This is a genomic window from Saccharomonospora marina XMU15 (assembly GCF_000244955.1).
GTDB lineage: Bacteria > Actinomycetota > Actinomycetes > Mycobacteriales > Pseudonocardiaceae > Saccharomonospora_A > Saccharomonospora_A marina.
This window is the reverse complement of sequence record NZ_CM001439.1, coordinates 5603829-5627972: the sequence shown is the minus strand read 5'-3', so window position 1 is coordinate 5627972 and position 24144 is coordinate 5603829. Positions and strand designations below refer to the sequence as shown.

At 67.2% G+C, this 24144-nt stretch carries 18 protein-coding genes and 9 pseudogenes; 19 read left to right on the top strand and 8 right to left on the bottom strand.

What is annotated here, in order from left to right:
* The first annotated feature begins 22 nt into the window (after window positions 1-22).
* The 7 genes from SACMADRAFT_RS26640 (at window position 23) to SACMADRAFT_RS26610 (ending at window position 10666) form a co-directional block, all read left to right on the top strand.
* Window positions 23-346: an Mbov_0395 family pilin-like conjugal transfer protein gene (locus SACMADRAFT_RS26640; RefSeq protein WP_009156939.1), complete on the top strand. Its 324-nt coding sequence runs from the start codon at window positions 23-25 to the stop codon at window positions 344-346.
* A 60-nt stretch (window positions 347-406) separates the two neighbouring features.
* On the top strand, window positions 407-2680 hold the full coding sequence (locus SACMADRAFT_RS26635) for a hypothetical protein (protein ID WP_232285493.1): 2274 nt from the start codon (window positions 407-409) through the stop codon (window positions 2678-2680).
* A gap of 11 nt (window positions 2681-2691) precedes the next feature.
* Window positions 2692-3906, top strand: coding sequence for a PrgI family protein (locus SACMADRAFT_RS26630; RefSeq protein WP_009156937.1), 1215 nt, complete (start codon window positions 2692-2694; stop codon window positions 3904-3906).
* A 7-nt stretch (window positions 3907-3913) separates the two neighbouring features.
* Window positions 3914-5791 carry a VirB4 family type IV secretion system protein gene (locus SACMADRAFT_RS26625; RefSeq protein WP_009156936.1) on the top strand — a complete coding sequence of 626 codons (1878 nt, stop codon included), beginning with the start codon at window positions 3914-3916 and terminating at the stop codon, window positions 5789-5791.
* A 59-nt stretch (window positions 5792-5850) separates the two neighbouring features.
* Window positions 5851-8409: a helicase HerA domain-containing protein gene (locus SACMADRAFT_RS26620; RefSeq protein ID WP_009156935.1), complete on the top strand. Its 2559-nt coding sequence runs from the start codon at window positions 5851-5853 to the stop codon at window positions 8407-8409.
* Between the two features lie 106 nt (window positions 8410-8515).
* A complete protein-coding gene (locus SACMADRAFT_RS26615) occupies window positions 8516-9604 on the top strand; it encodes a replication-relaxation family protein (RefSeq protein WP_009156934.1) in 1089 nt (362 codons plus the stop codon).
* A gap of 72 nt (window positions 9605-9676) precedes the next feature.
* Entirely contained in the window at window positions 9677-10666 is a 990-nt protein-coding gene (locus SACMADRAFT_RS26610; protein WP_009156933.1) for a hypothetical protein, read from the top strand.
* 84 nt (window positions 10667-10750) lie between these two features.
* On the opposite strand, the pseudogene SACMADRAFT_RS31550 reads toward SACMADRAFT_RS26610, so the two are convergent.
* Window positions 10751-10962 (bottom strand): annotated as a pseudogene (locus SACMADRAFT_RS31550) (transposase); the annotation flags it as partial.
* Window positions 10963-11010: 48 nt separating this feature from the next.
* Between SACMADRAFT_RS31550 and SACMADRAFT_RS26605 the strand changes: the two are divergent.
* The 3 pseudogenes from SACMADRAFT_RS26605 to SACMADRAFT_RS31520 form a co-directional block, all read left to right on the top strand.
* Window positions 11011-11361 (top strand): annotated as a pseudogene (locus tag SACMADRAFT_RS26605) (transposase); the annotation flags it as partial.
* A gap of 111 nt (window positions 11362-11472) precedes the next feature.
* Window positions 11473-12757, top strand: a pseudogene (locus tag SACMADRAFT_RS26600) (ISL3 family transposase).
* 17 nt (window positions 12758-12774) lie between these two features.
* Window positions 12775-12963 (top strand): annotated as a pseudogene (locus SACMADRAFT_RS31520) (IS5/IS1182 family transposase); the annotation flags it as partial.
* Between the two features lie 60 nt (window positions 12964-13023).
* On the opposite strand, the gene SACMADRAFT_RS26590 reads toward SACMADRAFT_RS31520, so the two are convergent.
* Genes SACMADRAFT_RS26590 through SACMADRAFT_RS26580 form a run of 3 tightly spaced genes read right to left on the bottom strand, consistent with a single transcriptional unit; the run spans window position 13024 to window position 15389 of the window.
* Window positions 13024-14169 carry an acyl-CoA dehydrogenase family protein gene (locus SACMADRAFT_RS26590; protein ID WP_009156931.1) on the bottom strand — a complete coding sequence of 382 codons (1146 nt, stop codon included), beginning with the start codon at window positions 14167-14169 and terminating at the stop codon, window positions 13024-13026.
* Between the two features lie 54 nt (window positions 14170-14223).
* Window positions 14224-14709, bottom strand: coding sequence for a PaaI family thioesterase (locus SACMADRAFT_RS26585; RefSeq protein ID WP_009156930.1), 486 nt, complete (start codon window positions 14707-14709; stop codon window positions 14224-14226).
* A gap of 44 nt (window positions 14710-14753) precedes the next feature.
* Complete coding sequence (locus tag SACMADRAFT_RS26580) at window positions 14754-15389, bottom strand: TetR/AcrR family transcriptional regulator (RefSeq protein WP_009156929.1); 636 nt, start codon at window positions 15387-15389, stop codon at window positions 14754-14756.
* Between the two features lie 84 nt (window positions 15390-15473).
* Here SACMADRAFT_RS26580 and SACMADRAFT_RS26575 point away from each other — a divergent pair, with 84 nt between their 5' ends.
* Window positions 15474-15935, top strand: a complete 462-nt coding sequence (locus SACMADRAFT_RS26575) for an LLM class flavin-dependent oxidoreductase (protein WP_157617324.1) — start codon at window positions 15474-15476, stop codon at window positions 15933-15935.
* A 7-nt stretch (window positions 15936-15942) separates the two neighbouring features.
* Here the strand turns inward: SACMADRAFT_RS26575 and SACMADRAFT_RS30205 are convergent.
* The 4 genes and pseudogenes from SACMADRAFT_RS30205 to SACMADRAFT_RS26560 all read right to left on the bottom strand — a co-directional run.
* A pseudogene (locus tag SACMADRAFT_RS30205) lies at window positions 15943-16059 on the bottom strand (IS5/IS1182 family transposase); the annotation flags it as partial.
* 24 nt (window positions 16060-16083) lie between these two features.
* On the bottom strand, window positions 16084-16581 hold the full coding sequence (locus tag SACMADRAFT_RS31125; protein ID WP_232285492.1) for an integrase core domain-containing protein: 498 nt from the start codon (window positions 16579-16581) through the stop codon (window positions 16084-16086).
* Window positions 16582-17008: 427 nt separating this feature from the next.
* On the bottom strand, window positions 17009-17326 hold the full coding sequence (locus SACMADRAFT_RS26565; RefSeq protein WP_083841069.1) for a helix-turn-helix domain-containing protein: 318 nt from the start codon (window positions 17324-17326) through the stop codon (window positions 17009-17011).
* A 45-nt stretch (window positions 17327-17371) separates the two neighbouring features.
* A pseudogene (locus SACMADRAFT_RS26560) lies at window positions 17372-18052 on the bottom strand (transposase family protein); the annotation flags it as partial.
* Window positions 18053-18574: 522 nt separating this feature from the next.
* Between SACMADRAFT_RS26560 and SACMADRAFT_RS30605 the strand changes: the two are divergent.
* From SACMADRAFT_RS30605 to SACMADRAFT_RS26530, 8 genes and pseudogenes are all read left to right on the top strand, one after another.
* Window positions 18575-18904: pseudogene (locus tag SACMADRAFT_RS30605) on the top strand (transposase); the annotation flags it as partial.
* 250 nt (window positions 18905-19154) lie between these two features.
* Window positions 19155-20213 carry an IS110 family RNA-guided transposase gene (locus SACMADRAFT_RS26550; protein ID WP_009156928.1) on the top strand — a complete coding sequence of 353 codons (1059 nt, stop codon included), beginning with the start codon at window positions 19155-19157 and terminating at the stop codon, window positions 20211-20213.
* Window positions 20214-20414 (top strand): annotated as a pseudogene (locus SACMADRAFT_RS29525) (transposase); the annotation flags it as partial.
* Between the two features lie 7 nt (window positions 20415-20421).
* Window positions 20422-20732 (top strand): annotated as a pseudogene (locus tag SACMADRAFT_RS30200) (integrase core domain-containing protein); the annotation flags it as partial.
* A 388-nt stretch (window positions 20733-21120) separates the two neighbouring features.
* The gene (locus tag SACMADRAFT_RS31115; protein ID WP_232285491.1) at window positions 21121-21339 is read left to right on the top strand and encodes a hypothetical protein; all 219 of its coding nucleotides are present in this window, start codon (window positions 21121-21123) and stop codon (window positions 21337-21339) included.
* Window positions 21340-21480: 141 nt separating this feature from the next.
* Window positions 21481-22344, top strand: a complete 864-nt coding sequence (locus SACMADRAFT_RS26540; RefSeq protein ID WP_009156926.1) for an MlaE family ABC transporter permease — start codon at window positions 21481-21483, stop codon at window positions 22342-22344.
* Between the two features lie 16 nt (window positions 22345-22360).
* Window positions 22361-23245, top strand: coding sequence for an ABC transporter permease (locus tag SACMADRAFT_RS26535; protein ID WP_232285490.1), 885 nt, complete (start codon window positions 22361-22363; stop codon window positions 23243-23245).
* A 36-nt stretch (window positions 23246-23281) separates the two neighbouring features.
* Window positions 23282-24142, top strand: a complete 861-nt coding sequence (locus SACMADRAFT_RS26530) for an ABC transporter ATP-binding protein (RefSeq protein WP_009156924.1) — start codon at window positions 23282-23284, stop codon at window positions 24140-24142.
* The last annotated feature ends 2 nt before the right edge of the window (window positions 24143-24144 follow it).

Genomic DNA, 24144 nt, shown 5'->3' with positions numbered 1-24144 from the left:
CGGTCGACACGGCCACCGTGTCGTGCTGGTCCTCGGCTGGCTGACCGTCAGCGGTGTGCTGTTGTCGTCCTCGGTCGCGCGGGCGGAAGCGGTGCAGGTCGTCGCGCTCGCCCGCACCGTTGATGAGGTTTTGAACAACATTCGCTCTTGGATTATGGGGATCCTCGCTGGGGTCGCCGTGGTGTTCTTGACCATTGGCGGATTGCGCTACTTGATGGCTTCGGGTGATCCGGGGGAGGTCGAGAAGGCCAAGGGCGCGTTGAAGGCCGCTGCTGTTGGGTTCGGCTTGGCTGCTCTTGCCCCGCTGGTGGTCGAGATCCTCAAGGGCATCGTGGGTGGGGTGTGAGCCGTGGCCGCACCATGCCGAACATCTTTAGCACGGCCGCCGGTCCCGCCCGTGCGGCTGATGTCCGCTCCGCCCACCGGCAGGGCGAGGCGGGGTTGGGTCCGCGCGGTCGGGGTGCTGGCGCCGTTGCTCGTCGCGGCGGCTGGGGTTGTCCTCACCGCGTCGGCCGCGACCGGGCAGGCACCCCAGCCCGCAGCCGCGGCAGTACCGTCGGCTGCGGCGCAACCGCCTCCGTTGCCGCTGCCGTCGGTGGACGATCCGGCGTGTGGTCCGGACTCGATGGACCCGGTCTGCACGAGTTCCGACCGGGGTCGCGCGTCGCGGTCTTCGAGCGATCCGTCACCGACGTCGGTGCTGCCGCCGATCACCGGTCTGCCCACGCCTGTCCCGTGTTTCCCGGGGGCGTTGCTGCCCGAGTGCGGGGGGTTGGGTGGCGCTTCCGCATCGACCCTGTCGGCGCCCGCGCCGTGTGAGGGGCCGAATTGCATTCCGCAGCCGATACCGATCGGCCCCGCTGGCCCGAGCCAGCCCCAGGCACCCGGTTCGGGTGATGGGGGTCAGGGGCAGGAGTGCGGCATCACCGATCCGGTCGCCTGCATCAGCGAAGGCATCGACAGCTTCTTCCGGGGCGTGGTCACCGACGCGCTGAATCCGCTGCTGGAGTTGTTGGGCAAGACCCTGCTGACCACGCCGGAGCCGAGTGCGCTGCCCAGCGTGGGGCAGTTGTGGACTCAGTCGTGGCAGATCCTGCTCGCGACCTACGTGATCCTCGTCGTGCTCGCCGGAATGGTCGTGATGGGCTATGAGACCCTGCAGACTCGCTACTCCGTTAAGGAGATCGCGCCCCGGGTCGTCGTGGGGTTCCTCGCCGGAACGTTGTCGTTGTTTCTGGCGACGAAGGCGATCCAGATCGCCAATGCGCTCGCCCGGGCGGTGATCGGTGAGGGTCTCAACCCCCGGGCCGCGGGCAGGGCGCTGACCGACATGGTTCTGGCCGCGCTCAGCGGCGGCGGGTTGTGGCTGGTGTTCCTTGGCCTGGCGCTCGCGGTCATGGTCGTCGTCTTGCTGCTGACGTTCATCGTGCGGGTGATGCTGACGATCCTGCTGATCGCGGCTGCCCCGATCGTGCTGATGTGGCATGCCTTGCCGCAGACCGAGGGCATCGCGCAGGCGTGGTGGAAAGCCTTCGGCGGGGTGCTGGCGATCCAGGTCGGGCAGTCGCTGGCGATGGTCGTGGCGTTGCGGGTGTTTTTCGCGCCCGGCGGGTTCACGGTGTTCGGCCCGAACGTGTCCGGGTTGATCAATCTGCTGTTGTGCCTGGCGCTGATGTGGGTGCTGATCAAGATCCCGTTCTGGTGTGTGCGACCGATGAGTAGCGGGCGACGCTCCCTGCTCGGGTCGCTCGTGCGCGGCGTGATCGTCTACAAGACGATGGGCCTGCTCGGCGGCGCCGGTTCCCTGTTCGGTGGCAACGGCGGCAAGGGCGGCGGGCCCCGCCTACGGGGCGGTGGTGGGGTGTCGGCGGATCCCCCGTCGACCCGGTCGGGCCAGCTCATGCTGCCGATGCGGGTAGGCCGCCGGCGGCCTTCGCCGCGTGCGTCCACACGCGTGGGAGAGGTGCCTGGCGCAGGGAGCGTCGCGGACCGCGGGCCCGGCCCTGGGCAGCTGTCGCTGTTCACCGCGAGCGGGTCCGGGCAGCAGCGGAAGGTGGCGGCGAACCCGAGAGCGCTGCCTCCAGCTTCGCTGCCCGGTGCGTTGCCTGGTGATCAGCTCGGGTTGCCGATCACCACCCGCCGGGAGCCGGATCGGGTTGGGCGCCGGTCGCTGGCCGACGACCTGGCCGAGCGGCGACACCCCGCCATGCCGCCGCCGGGGCGGCAGCCCGGGCTGTTGACTGCGGATGGGCGGGTCAACCGCAACGCCCGCCCGCCCGCGCAGCTGCCCCGGGCGCTGATCGCGCCGAACACCGGGATGCTGCCGATCCACCTGCGTCCCGCGCCACCGCGCCCGCCGAGGCGGACGGTGGCCGACGACCTCGCCGACCCCACGCAGACCGGCCCGCTGCGGCAGAGCGGGCCCGCACTGATCACCCCGTCCGGCCGGATCAACCGCGCCGCCCGCGCCCCGCGCCGCCCGGTACGTGATGCCTACACCGGCAACCGGCCGCTGGCCTCGGGCCAGTGGCCGCTGCCCCTGGGGGTGCGCCGCGAACCCCAGCCGCCACCCCCGCCGGCCGACAGCGAGGGCGCGGCTGCCTCGGCGAAGCGGCGAACCGGAACGCAACTGCCGCTGCCCCTGGACCTGCCCGGAGGACGGGGCCCGACAACGAAGTGAGGTGCTTGGTGATGACCAGTCCTGTGCGCGTCCCGGCCGATGTCGATCGCCCGGACCGGGTGCTGGGGCCGCTGACCACCCGGCAGCTGGCGATCCTTGGCGCGGCCGGGTCGCTGCTGTATGGCCTGTACTCGCTGACCCGCACGCTGGTGCCGCTGCCGGTGTTTTTGATCGTGGCGGTGCCGGTCGGGCTCGCGGTCACGGTGCTGGCCCTGGGACAGCGCCACGGAATCCCGCTGGACAGGCTCGCGCTTGCCGCGATCCGCCAGCACCTGTCCCCGCGGCACCGGGTCGCCGCGCCCGACGGTGTGCGCGCGGCCCCGGCCTGGCTGACAGCTCGGGCAACCCAGGCGCGCTCGGCCGGTGCCGAGCCGGTGTCCCCGGCACCGTTGGAACTGCCGGCCCGTGGTGTCAGCGACACCGGCGCGCACGCCGGGATCGTCGACCTCGGTCGGGACGGGCTCGCCGTGATCGCGGTCTGCTCGACGGTGAACTTCTCGCTGCGCACACCGGGCGAGCAGGAGGCGCTGGTCGCATCGTTCGCCCGCTATCTGCACAGTTTGACCGCTCCGGTGCAATTCCTGGTGCGGGCCGAACGGCTCGACCTCAGGCCCCAGATCGCCGCGCTGCGTGCTCGCGCGGGAGGGCTCGCGCACCCAGCGCTGGAAGCCGCCGCGCGGGACCACGCGGACCACCTCGCCGACCTCAACGCCCAAGCCGACCTGCTGCGCCGCCAGGTGCTGCTCGTGCTGCGCGAGCCGATGCGCCCCGGCACGGCACCTGCCACGTCGAGCGTGCTGCCCTGGCGGCGGCGGGGCGCCGAGCGCTCGGTGGACGATGGGGCGCGGCAGGCGGCCGAGCAACGGCTGGTGCGCCGCCTCGGTGAGGCCGCCGAGCTGCTCGCCCCGGCCGGGATCGTGCTCACCCCGCTGGATGCTGCCGCCGCGACCGGTGTCTTGGCCTCAGCCTGCAACCCCGACACCTTCCTGCCGCCCTCGGCGGGGCTGGCCGCCGCCGAGGAGGTCGTCACCGCCACCGCCACCTTCACCGACCTCTACGGCGACGACGAGGACGCCACCGATCCAGACCTCGAAACGGCTTCTTACGCGGCCCGCCCGGAGACGACGCGGCCGTCCGCGCAAACGCCGCGACCCAGCCGGCCGCAGTCCGGGCCGTGGCTGGACGAGGACGAGGACTGGGACTACGACGACGAGATCGAAAGGTAGACACCTCATGGCACGCACCCGACACACCGCGCCCCGCTCGGGGTCGGCGGAGGCATTCACCCCCGACTCGTTGTCGGTGGCCGCCCGGCACTTGGAGGTCGGCAACGAGTTCGTCGCCAGCTTCGGGGTCACCGGCTATCCGCAGGAGGTCTATCCCGGTTGGCTCGCCCCGCTGCTGACCTACCCCGCGCGGCTGGACGTGTCGGTGCATGTCCAGCCCCTTGATCCGGCCACCGCCGCCAGTGGGCTGCGCAAGCAACGCGCGAAGCTGGAGTCCTCCCGTCGGCACAACGCTCGGCATGACCGGCTCGACGACCCAGACCTGGACGCCGCGGCCGAGGACGCCGCCGAACTCTCCCACCGCATCGCCCGCGGCGACGGGCGCCTGTTCCGCTGCGGCCTCTACCTCACCGTCCACGCCCCCGACGAAGCCACACTCGCCGAGGAAGTCTCGGCACTGCGGTCGCTGTGCGCGTCGCTGCTGCTGGACGCCAAACCCGCCACCTACCGGGCGTTGCAGGGGTGGGTATCCACGCTGCCGCTCGGGCTGGACCCGCTTGGTCTGAAAAGGACGTTCGACACCGCGGCCGCCTCGGCCGCGTATCCGTTCACCTCACCGGATCTGCCGCCCACGGACCCGACCACCGCCTCCCCCAGCGGCGTGCTCTACGGCTACAACATCGGCTCTGCCGGGCTGGTGCACTGGGACCGGTTCGCCTGCGACAACTACAACTCCGTCGTCCTGGGCCGAAGCGGCGCGGGCAAGAGTTACCTCGTCAAGCTCGAAACGCTGCGCAGCCTCTACCGCAACCCCGAAAGCACCGACGACGGGGCGGCCGCGCAGGGGGTGCAGGCGTTCGTCGTCGACCCCGAAGACGAGTACGCCCGACTGGCCTGCCAGGTCGGCGGCAGCTACGTGCACCTCGGCGCGGGCGGGGTGCGGCTGAACCCGTTCGACCTGCCCGTGCACACCGACGCCCGGGGACGGCGCACCGCACCACGAGACGCCCTCAAGCGGCGCAGCCTGTTCCTGCACACCGTCCTGGCGGTGCTCTTGGGCACGGAGGTCACCGCCGCCGAACGCGCCGTCCTCGATACCGCGATCACCGCCACCTACCGGCGCGCGGGCATCACCCATGACGCCCGGACCTGGACGCGCCCGGCGCCGCTGCTGCGCGATCTGCGTGACGTGCTCGCCTCCACCGGCGACGACGGTGACACGGTGGCCGGTGATCTGGCGGCGAGGTTGCATCCCTTCGTCGACGGGGCGTTCGGCGACCTCTTCGACGGTCCCACGACCGTGACCCCGGACGGGCACCTCGTGGTGTTCTCGCTGCGGGATCTGCCCGACGAACTGCGCGCGATCGGCACCCTGCTCGTGCTCGACGCGGTCTGGCGACACGTGTCCCATCCCGTGTACCGGCGGCCCCGGCTGGTCGTCGTCGACGAGGCGTGGCTGCTGATGCAGCAGCCCGAAGGCGCGAAGTTCCTGTTCCGCATGGCCAAAGCCGCCCGCAAACACTGGGCGGGACTGACCGTAGCCACACAGGACACCGCCGACCTACTCGGCAGCGATTTGGGCAAAGCCATCGTGAGCAACGCGGCCACACAAATCCTGCTGCGCCAGGCACCGCAGGCCATCGACGAAATCGCCGAAACCTTCGACCTCTCCGCAGGAGAGCGGCAGTTCCTACTGTCGGCCGACCGCGGCCAGGGACTGCTGTCCTCCGGCACGCAACGCGTGGCGTTCCAGTCGCTGGCCTCACCCACGGAGAACTACCTCGTCACCACCGACCCGGCCGAACTCGCCCAGTTCGCCGAACAAGACCCGGACGCCACCGACAGCGGCCTGGCCGACACCTACGTCGACCTCGACCCCGCGTGAACGAGCCAGGCGCTGTGGCCCCGTGGCTTTCTGGAGATTCCCCGAAGGGAGTTGGTGTCATGACCACACACGCTGCGGCATCCGCGATGCCCGGCTGGGTGGGTGACTATCTGCGCGACCCCGGCGGCACCACCCTCGACCTGCTCACCGCCCTGCGGGACTGGACGCTGACCTGGGGTCCCGTCGCCGTGCCCGCCCTGGCCGCGGCCCTGGCGGGCGCGCTCGCGGCTCGCCGCTGGTGGCGCGATCGCCGTCACGCCGCCCTGCAGGTCGACGCACGCCGGATCACGGTGCTCGCCCCGCCCACCGTCGATCCGACCGGTGGGGCCGCCCTGTGGGCCAATCTCGTCGGACTGCTGCGCCCGGCATGGCGGCGGCTGTGGGCAGGCCAACCCCACCTGGCGATGGAGTACGTGTTCGGCGAGCACGGCGTCACCGTGCAGTTCTGGGTGCCCGGCGTCATCCCACCGTCCTTGGTGGAACGGGCGATCGAAGCCGCCTGGCCCGGTTCACACACCCGCACCACTACCGCCGCCTCACCGCTGCCCGAGCCGGAAACCGGGCGGCGACGGATCACCGTCGGCGGGCAACTCCGCCTCGCCCGCTGTGAAGCACTACCGATCCGCACGGCCTTTGACGCCGACCCCCTCCGCGGGCTCCTGGGAGCCCCGGTCGGCCTCGGCCACCACGAACACGCCTGCGTACAGATCCTCGCCCGCCCGGTCACCGGCCGCCGCGTGGCCCGGGCCCGCCGCACGGCTCGCGGGATACACCACGGCTCCCCGGGCCCCCTTGCCGGCCGGATCCTCGACGCGCTCACGCCAGGGAGTAACGCCACCCGAAGCGGCCGAATCTCGCAGGCGCGGCGCATCAGCCACGATCCGCAGCTGTCGCTGGAATACTCCGCCCACAACAAGGCGATCGTGGGCAAACAACGTGGCTCGCAGTACGAGACCCTCGTGCGTTACGCCGTCGCCACCGACCTGCCCGCCGATGCCGCCGACGAGCTGGCACGCCAGGCCCGCGACACCGCGCGCGGCCGGGCACACGCACTGGCCGCCGCGTTCGCCGCCTACACCGACCACAACCACTACACCCGCACCCGCCTACGCCACCCCGCCCACGCGCTCGCAGCCCGACGCCTCGATCACGGGGACCTGCTGTCGGTGCCGGAACTGGCGGCGATCGCGCACCTGCCCACCGACGCCGACATCCCCGGGGTCGAACGCGCGGGCGCCAAGACCATCGCCCCAACGCCGGGCGTGGCCACACCCGGACCGGACGCCAAACCCCTCGGGCAGGCCGACACCGGCCACGCCCGCCCGATCGGGCTGCGGGTCGCCGACGCGCGCCACCACCTGCACGTGCTCGGCGCCACCGGCAGCGGGAAATCGACCCTGCTGGGAAACCTCGTCCTCGACGACGCGGACCACCACCGCGGCATCGTCTTGATCGACCCCAAAGGTGACCTGGTCACCGACATCCTCAACCGGCTACCCCGCTCGGCCGCGAACCGGATGGTGCTCTTCGACGCCGACTCCCTGCATCGCCCACCCATCCTCAACCCCCTGGAAGGCGGGGACACCGACCGTGAGGTCGACAACCTGGTCTCCGTCTTCCGCCGGGTGTACTCGGCATTCTGGGGCCCACGCACCGACGACCTCATGCGCGCCGCCTGCCTCACCCTGCGGGCACAAGAAGGCGTGCCCACCCTGGCCGACTTGCCGAAACTCCTGGCCAGCGAGGCGTTTCGCTCCCGCATCACCGCGGGCCTGACCGACCCGGTGCTGACCGGATTCTGGGAATGGTACGACGACCTCACCGACAGCTCCCGCAGCCAAGTGATCTCACCCCTGATGAACAAACTGCGGGCATTCCTGCTGCGCCCCTTCGTGAAAGCGGCCATCGCCGGGGGACGTTCCACCGTGGACATGTCCCAGGTGCTCGACGAGGGCGGCATCTGCCTGGTCCGCATCCCCAAAGGCTCGCTCGGCGAGGAAACCACACGGCTGGTCGGCTCGCTGGTCGTGGCCCGCACCTGGCAGGCAACCACCGCCCGCGCCCGCATCCCGCAGCGCCTGCGCCCCGACGCCTCACTGGTGGTCGACGAGTGCCACAACTTCTTGAACCTGCCCTACCCGCTGGAAGACATGCTCGCCGAAGCACGGGGGTTTCGCGTCTCGATGACCCTGGCGCACCAACACCTCGGGCAGCTACCCCGAGAGCTCAAGGAGGGAATCTCCACCAACGCCCGCAGCAAGATCTTCTTCGCCGCCGGCCCCGAGGACGCCCGCGAACTCGCCAGGCACACCGCGCCCCGGCTATCCGAGCACGACCTGTCGCACCTGGGCGCCTACCACACCGCCACCCGACTGGTCGTGCACGGCGAGGAAACCGAACCCTTCACCATGAGCACCGCACCCCTGCCCGACCCGATTCCCGGACGGGCACGGGAAATCCGCTCCCTGCTCCGGGCCCAGCGCAAGGCGCACAGCACCGCAAACAGCGACACAACCCGCCGCGACGCGCCCGCCACCACGACCCGGCCCGCCCCGACAGGACGGCGAGTCCCGCCGAGTCGACCTCCCACGACCGACCCGCGCCGCAGCGGCCCCTAACCACCCGCCCGAAGGACTTCGCCACACCACAAGGGAGCCGCTGGAGTCAGCTCCGAGCTACCCACAGTAGTTATCCACACCCTGTTGATACCTTCCAGGAGCGCGCGTGATCACCACCACCACCCGCCAGCACACACTGCGCAGCCACCTACCCGGCCGCCCCACCATCCGCGCCGCCAGCACGGTCGAACACCAGGCCATGCTCGCGTCCCGGCTCACCGCCCGCGACAAGTGGCTACTGGCCCTGCTGCACGAACACCGCGTCCTGACCAGCAGCCAGATCCGGGACGCCACATTCCCCTCCGGCCGCTCGGCCCGCCAACGGCTGCGCGACCTCTACCTCTGGCGCGCCCTCTCACGATTCCAACCGTTCCAGCAACTCGGCTCGGCACCCATGCACTACGTCCTCGGCCCCGCCGGCGCCGCCGTGCTCGCCGCCGAACACGGCCTGGAAGTCAAAGACCTCGGCTACCGCCACGACCGCGCCATGGGAATCGCCCACAACCAGCGCCTCGCCCACACCATCGGCGTGAACAACTTCTTCACCTCACTGATCGCCCACACCCGCCACACCCCCACAGCACAGGCCGCGCTGGTGGCATGGTGGTCGGAATCCCGCTGCGCCCGCCACTTCGGCGACCTCGTCATCCCCGACGCCTACGGCCGCTGGCGCACCCGCCACGACAACACCGCGCGGACGGTGGAATGGTTCCTCGAATTCGACACCGGCACCGAATCCCTCACCAAAGTCGGTCGCAAGCTGGCCGGATACGCGCGGCTGGCCGAATCCACCGGCATCGCGACACCGGTGCTGGTATGGCTGCCCACCAGCCGCCGCGAAGCCGGGGCCCGCGCGGCGCTGGCCCGGGTGCACGCCCAACTCGACGACCCTCGCGCGGTGCCAGTGGCCACCGCGGCAGCAGACCTGCTCGACCCGGCCACCCCGCATCCCAGTCCCGCCGACTCGGTGTGGCTACCGCTGGCCTCAACGCGCACCGACCACGCCGGCCCGCGCTACCGCCTCGCCGATCTCACCAACGCCTGGCCCGGCCTCACCCCACCAACCGACCCCACCACCGAACACGGTGAGCCCCAAGCCAGGGACCTCGCGGCGGCCACGCCCTATCGGCTGCCACCCCCGAACCCCATCCCACCACCAGCCACACCCAACCGCCTCACCCGCGGCCAGCGCTGACAAGGGGCACCTCCCCGACTTCCCAGCTCCAGTCCGATGTCGAGCGCCGCGCGAAAGGGACAGCGATCAGAAATGACTGGCAAACTCGGTACCGGGGTCGCCGCCCTCGTCCTGGCCATACCAATACTCATCGGCGCCGCAATCACCGGAATCACCAACGCCTTCACCGCGAGCAGCGCCTCACCGGGCGCACTCACCTGCACACCGGACGGCACACCCACAACCGTGCCCGGCTTGACCACCCAACAACGGGCAAACGCCACCACCATCGTGGCCGTCGGCAAACAGATGCACGTGCCCCAGTACGGACGGGTCATCGCGATCGCCACCGCGATGCAGGAATCCGGGCTGCGTAACCTGCACCACGGCGACCGCGACAGCCTCGGCCTCTTCCAGCAACGACCCTCGATGGGATGGGGCACACCCCAACAGATCCTCACCCCAAGCTACGCCGCCACCCAGTTCTACAACCACCTGCTCGCAATACCGAACTGGCAGCACAGCGACCTCGCCACCAGCGCGCAAGCCGTGCAACGCTCCGGATTCCCCAACCGCTACGCCGCGCACGAACATCGCGCCCGGCAGGTCGTCGGCGCACTCACCGGCCTGTCCTGCACCAACCTCACCGGGGCACCAGGACAAACCCGCACCGACTGGCCTGCCGAACACGCCACCGAACCCGACCCCACCAGCAACGGCCGCATCACACCCCGCACCCTCGCGCTGGTCCACACCCTCCGAACCACCGGAGTAACCGGCACAGGACTGCGCTGCCACGCACCCCGCCCAGTCAACCCCACCTCCGACCACCCAAGAGGCCGCGCCTGCGACCTCATGTTCAACCCCCACGACCCCGCCTCGGTCGCCGACGGATGGCGGGCCGCGAACTGGCTCACCGCCCACCAAACCCACCTCGGAATCCACTACCTCATCTGGCAAGGCCAATACTGGTCAGCCAAACAACCCACTTGGACGCCCTACACCTCCAGCGCCTACGGCTGCCCCAACCCCGCCAACCTCACCGGCTGCCACTACGACCACGTACACATCTCCATGTACTGATAGTGACCATTACTCGATGAGCGATGACTCGGCATGATGGGACTGTAAGGATCTTCGTGGGCGGGCTGGTGATCGCCTGTCTGGTTACTGAGCGTTGATCCTGTCACCGTAGTAAATGGACAGCGTGTTCAATGCCCGCCTCCAGCCTACCGTTTTTCCGGTGATGTTGGTGCGGTTTTTGAGGGGTTTTCTGATAACGAGATAGAGAACTTTCAGTGCGGCTTGGTCGGTGGGGAAATGGCCGCGCCGACGGGTGCCTGACGGAACCGCGAATTGAGGCTCTCGATCTGGTTAGAGTGTGTCTCGTTTGGTTCTTTGTCGTTGGGCTGTCATGATCTTGGGCTGTGATCGACTCGCTGTCGCAACGGTTGGTGCCCGACGAACTGTGGGTGTTGGTGGAACCGCTGATTCCACCGGCGAAGGAGCGTCCGCAGGGTGGCGGCCGGGCGCGGCCGGATCCGCGGGCGGTGTTCACGGCCATCGTGTTCGTTTTGACCAGCGGGTGTGCGTGGCGACACCTGCCGCCGTCGTTCGGGGTGTCGGTACCCACGGCGCATCGGACGTTCACCAAGTGGACCGAGGTCGGGTTGTGGAGGCAGGTGCACCAGGCGGTGCTGGACGAACTGGGTGGCCAAGGGCTGATCGACTGGTCGCGCGCGGTCCTGGACGGAGCATCCGTCAGGGCCAAAAGGGGCTCTTTGTACTGATGTGTGGGTAGTTTGCTCAGGTAGTAGAGGGGGCACGTCGTTGCTGGGTCTAGGTTTCTGAGCTGTCGAGGAACAGAAACCGGATAGACGGAGAACGACGTGCCCGGTGTCAGGGTATGGGGTCGGCTGCTGGGCGTGAACACAGCGGTCGTGGAGTCGGTGGAGTTCGATGAGGCCGAGCAGGTGCTGGTGGCCGCGGTGCGGGTCCGGCGGCGGGATCGTGACCGGTGCGGGGTGTGTCGTCGGCGGTGTCCGCGCTATGACGCCGGCCGGGGCCGGCGTCGATGGCGTGCGCTGGACCTGGGAACCGTGCAGGCGTTCGTCGAAGCTGCCGCATCCCGGGTGCGGTGTCGTGAGCACGGGATCGTGGTCAGCGCGGTGCCCTGGGCCCGGCACGGTGCCGGGCATACCCGCGCCTTCGATGACACCGTCGCCTGGCTGGCGACCGCGACGTCGAGGTCCACGGTCCGGCAGCTGATGCGGATCGCCTGGCCCACCGTGGGGGTGATCATCACCCGGGTCCGGGCCGATATCGACGCCCGGGTTGATCGGCTGGCCGGGCTGCGCCGGATCGGGATCGACGAGATCAGCTACAAGAAGAACCACCGGTATCTCACCGTGGTGGTCGATCACGACACCGGACGGCTGGTATGGGCAGCGCCGGGCAACGACAAGCCCACGCTGGCGGCGTTCTTCGAGTTACTCGGCCCCGACCGGTGCGCGCAGATCACGCATGTGTCTGCGGATGCGGCGGCCTGGATTGCCCGCACCGTGGCCCAGTACTGCCCGGACGCAACCCGCTGCGCTGACCCGTTTCACGTGGTCAAGTGGGCCACCGACGCGCTGGACCAGGTACGGCGTCAGGCATGGAACACCGCGCGCCGTCAGCCCGGCGGCAGCAATAAGGACCGGCGCGGCCGGCGGGCCTCGGCCGGTGCCGCACAAACCATGAAACGAGCACGATGGGCGTTGTGGAAGAACCCGCAAAAACCTCAACGACCACCAACGCCACAAGCTTGCCTGGATAGCCAAAACCGACCCCCGCCTCTACCGCGCTTACCTGCTCAAAGAAGGACTCCGGCACGTCTTCGCAATCGGTGGCGAAGCCGGTAAAGAAGCGTTGCAACGCTGGCTGTCCTGGGCGACACGATGCCGAATACCCGAGTTCACCAAACTCGCCCGCACCATCCGATCCGAGCTCGCCGCCATCCACGCGACGCTCGACCACGGCCTGTCGAACGCGCTGATCGAATCGACCAACACCAAGATCCGGCTGCTGACACGACTGGCCTTCGGATTCAAACACCCCGACGCCCTCATCTCCCTCGCACTTCTGGCCCTCGGCGGCTACCGCCCCGAACTACCGGACCGCACCCACACATAGATCAACAGAGCCCGAAAAAAGGGGGATCTCTGACCGGTCCCAGCCCGGTCGACCGCGGCAAACCCGGCTCCAAGCACCATGTGATCTGCGACGGCGGCGGCATCCCGCTGGCGGTGCGTCTCACCGGCGGCAACCGCAACACTCATGATCATGATCCTCTCCGGGTGGCAGAGGATCGTCGCTCGTGTGCCCGGAGGGTGCCGAAACCGCGGCCGCCGGTGCCGGCGGCCGCGGTTTCGGCGCACACGGTTCCGGTGAACGTCGAGTCACAGCGTGCGGGCAATGATCTCCTTCATGATCTCGTTGGTGCCGCCGTAGATCTTCTGGACTCGCTGGTCGGTCCAGGCGCGGGCGATGCGGTACTCGCTCATGTACCCGTAGCCACCGTGGAGTTGGAGACAGTTGTCGATCACCCGCATCGCTCGGTCGCTGCACCACCACTTGAGCATAGCGGCGGTGGCTACGTCCAGGCCGCCGTCGAGGTGCCGGCTGATGCAGTCGTCGAGGAACACCCGGCACACTCGGGCCTCGGTGGCGGCCTCGGCAAGGGTGAACTTGGTGTTCTGGAAGGAGAAGATCTGCCGGCCGAAGGCCTGCCGGGTTTTGGTGTAAGACAGCGTGTCTTCCAGCGCGGCTTCCAGGGCGGCGACCGAGGCGATACCGATGAGCAGCCGTTCCTGCGGGAGTTGCTGCATCAGCTGGAGGAAGCCCTGACCCTCGGCGGTGCCGAGGAGGTTGGTGGCCGGGACGCGGACGTCGTCGAAGAACAACTCCGCGGTGTCCTGCCCGTGCAGGCCGACCTTGTCCAGTACCCGTCCGCGCCGGAATCCCGCGCGGTCGGTTTCCACCACGACCAGCGAAATGCCCTCCGCACCCAAGGTTGGATCGGTCTTGGCGACCACGATCACCACGTCGGCCTGGCCACCGTTGGTGATGAAGGTCTTGGCACCGTTGACCACATAGCCATCGCCGTCACGGATCGCTTTCGTCGCCACGTTTTGCAGGTCGGAGCCGGTTCCCGGTTCGGTCATGGCGATGGCGCCCACCCATTCGCCGGTGGCGAGTTTAGGCAGCCACGCCTGCTTCTGGTCCTCGGTGCCATATGCGAGCAGGTAGTGCGCCACGATCGCGTTGTGCAGCCCCACACCCCAGCAACTGTCGCCGCTGGCGGCCTGCTCTTCCAGCAGCACGGCCTCGTGCGCGAACGAACCACCACCTCCGCCGTACTCCTCCGGAATGGACAGGCACAGCAGCCCTATCTCTCCAGCCTTGGTCCACAGCTCCCGGTCGACGCTTTTCTGCTCGGCCCAGCGTTGCTGGTTCGGGGCCAGTTCTTTCCTGCAGAACTGACGTGCCAGATCACGGAACTCGTCAAGATCAGCGGTCGTCCACCGGCTGCGGTACTCACTCATGGCATGCTCCTTCGCTGTTGCTCATTCCCCAACGGGTGCGGGCACGTGTGCTTGTCAGCAGTGTTCGGGCGGTCGGTTGAACATGGCCAGAACATCGGCGTCGGCGCCGTGCGGGGTGAAATGTTCGCGGTCGACGACGAGAAACAGTGCTTCTGCGATGAACCGGGTCACTCCGTCGTGGCCTGTGCCGGTGGCTTCCAGGTGGAGCCGTCGGCCCTGGCGGCGCTGCAGGCGTGCGGTGATGCGGTGTGGCTGACCTAGCGGCACCGGTGCCAGGTAGTTGACCGTCAGCGTGCGGGTGACGGCGATCTCCTGCACAAGGTAGAGCACGAAGCCGAACAGGTCGTCGCAGGCCGCAGAGATCGCGCCACCGTGTGCCAGGCCAGGGGCACCCCGATGCCGGGCGTCGAATGCCACGTCGGTGGCCACGCTGTCCCCGTCACGGTAGACCTCCAGATGCAAGCCGGCCGGGTTGTCCGGACCGCATCCCAGGCACTGGGGGTGGTGCGGCGGCAGCGAGATGAGCGAGGGGTCGGCCATCGCGTGTCGATCCTCCCAAACTAGAGGTCAGCAAGGCGGTCGTGTCACCGGATTGAGGTTGGGTTTCGCCGGGTGGCGGCGGCGAACTGGGTGGCGGCGACCTCGATGATGTCCTGGCGACTGACCGACAACTCCCCGGCCAGCCAGGCCATGAGCAGTTCGGCGAGGCCACTGGTGAGCAACAGACCGGCGATCTGGTCGTGCGGTGGCGAGAGTGCGTCGGCGCCGTGCAAGGCATGGGCATGCGTGGCGATCAGCTGGGCGAACTCCCGCAGCAGTTCGTGCCGCCGGGCATGCAACGGGTCGGCGGCAGCGGATTCCAGCATGGCCACGCGGCCGATACGCGGATCATTCGTGAGCAGGTCGACGAACGCGCTAATCGCCGCTGTGGCTTTCGTGTAGGGATCACCATCGGTGGTCGCCAAAGCGTGCAGTCCAACATCACGGATCTGAGACACGATCCGATCCAGCACCGCCGGCAACAGCGCATCACGGTCGGAGAAGCTCTCGTAGAAGTAACGCTCGGTCAGACCAGCCCGCGGACAGACGGCCGTCATCGTGGTCTGCCGCCACTCCTGGCTGCCCAGCAGATCCAACCCGGCCTCCAACAACTGCTGGCGTCGATCGTCGCGACGCTGCTGGGCACTGATCCCCCGATAGCTTTGCTTCGGCACCGACATAGCCCCATCTTGACATACCCTCCAGTCAGAATCATTTGGACTGTGATCTATGTCAGAAGTTGGAGGGCGGCGGAGGTGATGCCGGTGCGACAGTCGAAGGATGGGCAGCTGGCCGCGGATGGCTTTGGCCACGTCGTGCGGTTCATGGCAGCTGACCGCTCGTCCGTGGCTGGGCCTGCGGACATCCCGGGATTCGGAACGGGACTTTCTCTGGTGTGCACCGGCCGGGATGTGCACGAAGTGGCGGCAATGGCTGCGGACGCCGAACGAGTGGGGTTTGAGTGGGCGTGGGCGGCGCAGTTCTACAACCGCTCGGCCGTGGTCGCGGTGGCGGCGGTGACCGGGTCGATCACCCTGGGCACAGGGGCCGCCTACGCGTTCGGGCGCAGCCCGCTGGTGCTGGCCACCGAGACGCGGGACCTGGACATGCCCTGCGGCGGTCGACTGATCCTCGGACTGGGTACGGGCACGCGTCGCATGCAGCAGGACCGGCTGTTCCATACCAGGTTTGATGGAGACGATCAAGCCTGGATGGATGAGGAGTGAGCCTTTTTCATCCGTTCGCGAGTTCGTAGTTCTGTAGGACGTGGATGGCTTTGGTCAGGCGGCCGGCGCGGCGTGGGCAGTTGCGGAGTTTGCGTAGGATGCGCTAGGTCTTGAGCTGGGCGTTGGTGTCTCGCGTCAAGTTTTTGGCTCAGTTTTCTGTGTTTGAAAGTTGTGCCTGTTGATCTTGCTGGTGGATCTCTACAGGCCGCGCGAAGTCCAGTGCCTCGTGCGGCCGGATGTGGTTGAAGACCTGCCGGTAGGCCTCGGCCTCGACCGCGAGACTCGGACCGTCGCTGATCTCCAGCCGGTAGAGGTGCTCGTACTTCAGCGATCCGAACGCCCGCTCACGCACCCCGTTCTGGCCGGGTGAGCGCCGCCGGGTGCGGATGTGCAGCAACTCGGGCCGGGAGGCGATGAACGCGGCGAATCTGCTGCCTTTGAACGCCCCGCCGTTGTCGGTGACCAGCTTGATCCTTCTGATCCTGCCGGTGGCACGGTCGGTGAGCTGCTCGGCCAGCGGTGTGCCGCCGGCCAGCCGCTCGGCCTCGGCGATCGCGACCCGCACGGCGAGCTCGGCATCGCCTGCGTTGCAGGTCGTCGCGAGATGCCAGCCGAACTCGTACTTGGAGAAGTAGTCCGCGCGCACCCGGCAATCCGCCAGATCCCGCCACGGGTCGTCTCGAACTCCGAGAAGTCCAGCTGCCACACCTGGTTCGGGCCGGTTGGCGGGTCGGCGAACGCGGCCTTGCGGGCCTTGGCCAGCTCCCTGCGTTCGGCCTGGTATTCCTTGGGCTGTAACAGGTTCCGCCGCCGCATCGCCCGCTCCACAGTGGATACCGACACCTCATGGCCGTCCGCTCGCATCAGAGCGTGGATCTTGCGGTGGCCCCACGCCGGCCACGCCTGGGCGTATTTCTCCACGAGCGGCTCCACGCGCTCGACCGCCGGCGCCGGCCACGGACCCTTCGACGCACGACCGACCCGAGCTCTGGCGATCCAGCGGGTATAGGTACGGCGCGGGATGCCGAACAGGGCGGTGAACCTCGAGACCGGCATCGCCGCGTCTTGGCGAATCACCTCGAGGTCCTCGAAGGTGCCAGCCGCTCCGCCGAGCGCTTCCACACCCGCAACTCGACATGCGCCTCACCCAACGCTTGGGTCAGCTCATCGATCTGCGCCTGCAACTGCTCCTCGCGACCGGAGGGCCCCGGCTTGCCACCCGCAGCCACCCCCGCCCGGCCACCCTCCAAGAACTGGGCCTTCCACCGCGACACCGACTGCTCGGAAACCCTGTTCTGCCGAGCGGCCTCAGCGATCGTCAACTCACCAGACAACACGCTCAGCACGATCCGGATCTTGTCCTCAGCCGGGAACACCGGGGGACGGCTCATCCTCATACCTCCTGCTCAGGAACCTACATAACCCCTGAGCCACAAAGTCTGACGCGCGACATTGGCGCGTTCACCGGGGCCGCGGAGCCGGGCGTGGGCCCGGTTGGCGTCGGTTTGCGATTCGGGCTTGTTGCGGCCCTTGTACGGCGTGATCACGTGTTCTCCGGTCGGGTCGTAGCCGTGGTAACCCTTGTCGCCCAACGCGATCAGCCCGGCGTCGCGCAGGGCGGCGAGAATGTTCCAGATCCGGGCGGCCGCGGTGTCATGCGTGGCGCCGGGCAGGTCACCGGACACTCACAGGATGGCGCCGTCCGGTGAGGCGATGACCTGCACGTTCACCCCGTGCTTGCGGTGTTTGCCCGAGTAGAAGGGCCGGTCGGCGGCGACCCGGTCGATCGGGATCAGCGTGCCGTCGATGACCACATAGGCATGGCCTGCACGCTTGGCCTCCCGCAGCGCCGCACGCAGCTTCGGCGCCCGCGCGGTGAGCAGTTCGACGGTCTCGTTCACATACCGCCAGCACGTCGTGGTCGACACCCCGAACCCGGCGCCGACCTCGGCGAACGGCTCGCCCTTGCGCAGGTGGACCAACACCAGCAACGCCTGCTCGGCTGTGTTGAGCAACCGCCACGGCGAGCCGATCTCGCGGCGGTACGTGCGGATCAGCCCGGACACGAAGGTCAGGGTCTGACGTGACAACGGCAGCGCAGCACGGTAGAACAACACCTGAAGCCCCTGGTTCAGCAGAACGATCTTGGTCGAAAGTCCTGCTACCAGGGGCTTCACCACATCACGGCGCCGACACGCCGAAGATCATCAACTCGTGATCAGCGAGAGTCCTTGCCTGCCAACGCATCCAGACCAGGATGAAAACGGCTCACAGAGCGTTGTGCGATACCCGTAATCTCTTGGCGACCTCCGGCACCGGCACGTCCTAGGCGAACAACTCCGCCGCCTTCAACCGAACCGCCTCACGCCGGGCACGACCCTCAGCCATCAGCCCACCACCATCGGGATAACGCACCTGAAACCAGATACCGCAGTCATCAGCCGTCGTCAGCCCGACACGCCGGATCAAACCCTGACAGTTCAACCTCCGTAGCTGCAGGCGATCGCTCCGCGCCCGCCAACGCAGCAGCCCGCCACCACGACCGGAACCGCCCTCGCAGCTTGCTTGAGCTGCCTGCGGTGAAAGCCGCACGGGCAGTTCTCAGGGGGACCGGCGGGGAACCCGCCGGTCCTACCCGACTCATCATCGGCACCGGCCGGTCAGCGATCGGCACGATCGTCGAACGCAAGAGTCGTTCGACCCTGCTGGTGCATCTGCCGCGCCTGGAAGGCTATGGCGAGACACCACAGGTCAAGAACGGCCCGGCACTTGGTGGATACGGCGCGGCCGCGATGAACGCCGCACTGACGGCATCAATGACCAAGCTTCCCGAGCAACTCCGCAAGACGCTCACCTGGGACCGTGGCAAAGAGCTCTCTGGCCACGCTCAGTTCGCGCTCGACACGGGCACGAAGGTGTTCTTCGCCGACCCTCACTCGCCGTGGCAACGCGGTACGAACGAGAACACCTATTGGTGCAGGGTGATCAAGGCCGGGCTTCTTCGACGGGAGACGCTCCGGTCGGGCCGCTGGGTGACTCGGAGAACACGTGCCGCAAGGCTTTCCGTTGATGTGTCCACGGTGGTCCACAGGGCGAGAGCCCTGACCGGGGTGACTTGATAGAAGCCTGCTGAGCCGTCAACTCGCAATAGGTCTGTCCCCTGGCCAGGGCTCTTGCCTCTGCCCCGTCATCCACGGCAGCGGAGGAGAGGACATTTCGATGGTGACAGTAGGGATCGACCCGCACAAGCACGTCCACGTCGCGGTGGCCGTCAACGCTCAGGGCAGGCGGCTCGGCAAGCCGCTGACCGTGAAGAACGACGCGTTCATGATCACTGTGCTGCTCACCTGGGTTCGGTCGATCGCGGGTGACATGCCCGTAACCTGGGCGATCGAGGACGGCCGTGGGTTCGCCCGCCGCCTGGCTGACGGTCTGTTGCTCGCCAGCCAGGAGGTGGTCTGGGTTCCGGCCCGGTTGACCGCGGCCCACCGCAAGCTGCACGCCGCCACCGGCACCAAGTCTGACCCGGTCGACGCCGCCGCAGCCGCTCACGCCGCCCTCGCTACTCCCGGCCTTGACCGGCACCGCATCGACGAGCGAGTGCGTGAGCTGCGTGTCCTGGTCGACTATCGCGCGGATCTCATCAAGCGGCGCACCATGATGATCAATCAGCTCAAGGCGCAACTGCATGTCTGGCTCGACCACACTCCGGGCGATCTCGCCCGTCCCAAGGGCATGGACGCGGTGACCGCATTGCTGGACGCGGCCTCGCTGGGCGCGCACGTCCGCCAGGCGCTCACCGAGATGAGCATGGAGATTGCTGAGCTCAACCGACGTGTCCGCCAGCTCGACGACGCCATCAGGGAGCTCGTGACCCCGCTGGCCCCCACACTGCTGGAAATCACCGGGATCAGCCACATCTCCGCAGCGATTTTGATCGCTGAAATCGGTGACATCACCCGCTTTTCCAGCTCTGCCAAACTTGCCCGCTACACCGGCTGCGCACCGATCCCTGTCTACTCCGCCGACAAAGAACGCCACCGCCTGCATCGGGGCGGCAACCGCCGCCTGAACAGCGTCCTCTACACCGCAGCCATCGTGCAGAAACGGCGCTATCCCGCCGCGCAGGCGTTACTGGCCCGCCACGAACCCACCAAGGGCAGCCGCGGCGCCCGACGCATCCTCCAACGTCACCTCATCGACGTCATCCACCGGGCCATGACCACCGATCAAGCCTCCTGGCAACACCACATCACCCGCCACGACCACGCCGCTTGACATAGAAGCATCAACGGCCTGCTGCGCCAGTACTTCCCGAAAGGCACGGACCTCTCGCGATGATCCGCCGAGAACCTCGAAGCCGTCGCTCTCGCGCTCAACAACCGGCCCCGCAAGAGCCTCGACTGGAAGACCCCCGCCGAAATCTTCGACGAACAACTACGCTCGCTCCAACAACCCGGTGTTGCAACCACCGGTTGAACCCAGGCAGTACACATCACTGGCCTTCACCGAACGTCTGACCGCAGCCGGCGTCGACGCCTCGATTGGCACCGTCGGCAACAGCTACGACAACGCCCTGGCTGAGACGATCAACGGCCTCTACGATACTGAGCTGATCAAGCCCGTAAGCCGTGGCGCACGGTCGAGCAGGTCGAGTTCGCCACCGCCGAATGGGTCGACTGGTTCAATCACCGCCGTCTCCACGAGTACTGCGGCGACATCCCACCGGTCGAACTCGAAACCGCCTACTACGTTCACGACCGGGCCCAGCAACCCGCTGAGCTCTTAAACCCATAGCTCTCCGGACACGCCGGGGCGGTTCACTCGTGTTGTTCGTTGGCCCGTTCGGACCAGTGTTGGCCCACACGTGCCGTGTGATCCACGGCATACTCTCACTGCGTTCGGGTCGTGCCTGCGGCGTCGAACGGGAACTGCGCAGCGCCGCGCGACAGAGAGGTTTGATCACATGGGTGTGACGTCGGTTCGCCGCCAGCATGCGGAGCGGACCCGCCGAAGCGGCTCCGGTCAAGGAGGAGCCGGGCAGCGAGCGCCTGGGGACGTCATCGACATGCCGCTCGCGGTACGTGGCGCGTCTACGGGATTCACCGTCCTGCTGCTGGGAAGTCTTGCGCATCCGCTCGTCGCCGCTTGGACTCCAGCATTGTCTCAGCTGTGGCTTCCACTCGTGGCATTGGTTGCTTTCGTGGTGGCGGCGCGCCGCGTCGGCAGGGCGCGCATTCCCATCGTGCACGGCGCGGTGGCCGCGATGAGCAGCTATTTACTGATGTTGCCGCTGGTGTTGCTCGGCCCCGCCGGCGGTGATCCGGCGCAGATCGCTCTGACGGTGGCGGCCTCGCTGATCACCGGAGCTGCCGTCGGCTTTCTGCAGGGCAGCCGAAGGTAGTCGGCGACCTCATGTGAGCCTCGCGTTCGTCGATCCTGTACGGGTTGACGGCCTGGCAAGCCCCCCGCCGCCGGGCAGCTCCGGCCATGTCTGCTGCCCAAGTCGTCAGCATCGGCACACGTCTGAATCATGGGAGCGGCTTTGACTTCCACCGACATCTCGGTGTCATCGCGGCGGCCGTCGCGCGAGCCCGAAGCCAAAACGCGCACACTTGGTGGTCTCGGTTCGTCGGTAGCGAAGCCGTTCGAGCAGGCCGGCGAGATGGTGCGGCTACTCGGTGTCGTTCTGTACTCGGCGATTCGCCACCCGATGGGCTACTGGGGCGAGGTCCGGGACCAGATGTTCCTCACGCTGAGGTTGTGCTCAATTCCGATGATCATTTCCACGATCGCATTCGGACTTGGCGCACCTGGCCTCCAAGGTGGCAACATCTTCTATCTGTTCGGCATTCCCGAGCGTCTGGGTTCGTTCTTCATCATGGCGAGCGTGCGCGAGTTCGCGCCGTGGATCAACGCGATGATCATCGCCGGAGTCATGGGCACCGCCATCACCGCCGACCTCGGTGCGCGCCGTATTCGGGAAGAGATCGACGCCATGGAAGTGCTCGGCGTCGATCCGATCCGGACGCTTGTGGTGCCTCGAGTTGTCGCGCTGACGCTCATCACGGGATTGATGGACATCGTGGCGTTGGTATTCGGCGTCGTCGGTGGATACATCGCGGCCGTCCCTATTCTCGAGGCGAATCCGAGCGCCTTCGTGGCGAGCTTTTTCGACAACGCGACAACGACCGATATCTGGGCGAGCGTGGTCAAGACGTCGCTGTTCGGCATGATCATAGGCGTCGTCTGCTGCTACAAGGGGATGAACCCGGGGAGCGGCCCCATCGGTGTCGGCAAGGCGGTGAACCAGGCGGTCGTCATCGCATTCGCGACCATCTGGATCGTCAATGCCGTGTTCACCGCGATCATTCTCGGTGTGAACCCGGACATGATTGTCTTCAAGTGATGAGGCGGTGGACCCTGTGAGTAGCGGAATGCCACGACCGACAGAGACCGGCACGCAGGCTGGCCGTTCACGAGCCCGTCCTCCGAAGCCGGCCGATGTCATCGTCTCCCCGGGCAGTATCGTCAAGTCCATCAAGGAGGCGGTGACGACCGGTGGTGACATCGCGCGGTTCTCCTGGCAGGTGGTTCGCGCGTTACCTGACTTGCGTCATTACCCGACCGAGGTGTTCCACCAATGTGGCGTGCTCATCCTGTCAAGCGGATTGATCATCTGGATGATGCAGTTCGTCATGGGATACGAGTGCGGCTTGGAGGGCAACTACACGCTGAAACAAATCGGCGCGCCGTTATACTCTGGTATTTTCAACGCCTGGTGTGGCATCCGCGAGATGGCGCCCTACATGTGGGGATACATCATCTCCGCGAAGGTCGGATGCGGCCTTGTAGCCGAAATCGGGTCCATGCGCATCTCGGACGAGATCGATGCGATGGAAGTCATGGGCGTGAAATCGCGCAGTTACCTGGTCGGAGCCAGGGTGGTCGCGGCGTGGCTCGCGCTTCCGTTTCTCTACATCGTCGGACTCGGCATCATGTACATCGGTGAGTACCTCACGACGGTGAAGATGCTGGGCGGGGTGTCCGAAGGCGGATACAGCTTCATTTTCTGGCTCTATCAAAATCCCGCCGATCTGCTGTATTCCCTTGTCAAAGTGATGGCGATGGGAACAGCCGTCGTGTTCGTGGGATGCTACTACGGCTACACGGCCAGTGGCGGGTCCGTCGGTGTGGGCCGAAGTACGGCGAAGTCCATGATGCTGAACATGGTGCTGGTGCATGTGATCGGAGTGCTGGGCACCCAACTGTTCTGGGGCCTCAGTCCCAACGCGCCGATCGCGAACTGATCTTGAGCCAGGTCCCTCTACGGCAAGGAGTTGACGATGTCCTTTGTGTCACCCTCGACGGCGACAGAGCCGACGACGCAACTTCCCCATGCGGGGAACCTGCCTGCCGGCGATCAGGTGCGTCGAGACGGCAACGGACAGCTGCGGCACTCGATGGAAGTGCGGAATGTCGTCAAGTCGTTCGGCAGCTTCCGGGTTATGAACGGAATGAGCATCGACTTCGTCGATGACGCGATCACGACCGTCCTGGGACCTTCAGGGACCGGCAAAAGCGTACTTTTGAAGCACCTCGTAGGACTGCTGGAGCCGGATGACGGAGAGATCGTCGTGTTCGGCAAGAACATCTGGCAAATCAGCGAGAAGGAACGCTACGACCTGCGCAAGAAGTTTGGCGTCCTGTTTCAGGACGGTGCACTTTTCGGATCGATGAATATTTACGACAACACCGCCTTCCCGCTGCGTAAGCACACCGATCTCGATGAGTCGGATATCGAGGAAATTGTGGTGAGTCGGCTCCAGGAGGTCGGGCTGGAGAAGGCGATGGCGAAACTACCCAGTGAAGTTTCGGGTGGGATGCGCAAGCGGGCCGGATTCGCGAGGGCGCTCGTGCTGGATCCCGAGGTCGTGCTGTTCGACGAACCGGATTCCGGTCTCGATCCGGTGCGTACCAGCCTGCTCAACGACCTCATCCTCAAAATGCACAACGAGCACAAGGGGACCTACCTTCTCGTCACGCATGACATTAGGACCGCGCGGAAGGTCAGTGACTATGTTGGCCTGATCTGGCAGGGACAGGTGGTGCATTACGGCGAGGCCGAGGAGGCATTCGCGTCCGAGGATCCGTTTGTCCGGCAGTTTCTCTCCGGAGATTCCGCTGGACCGTTGGGAATGGACTGACT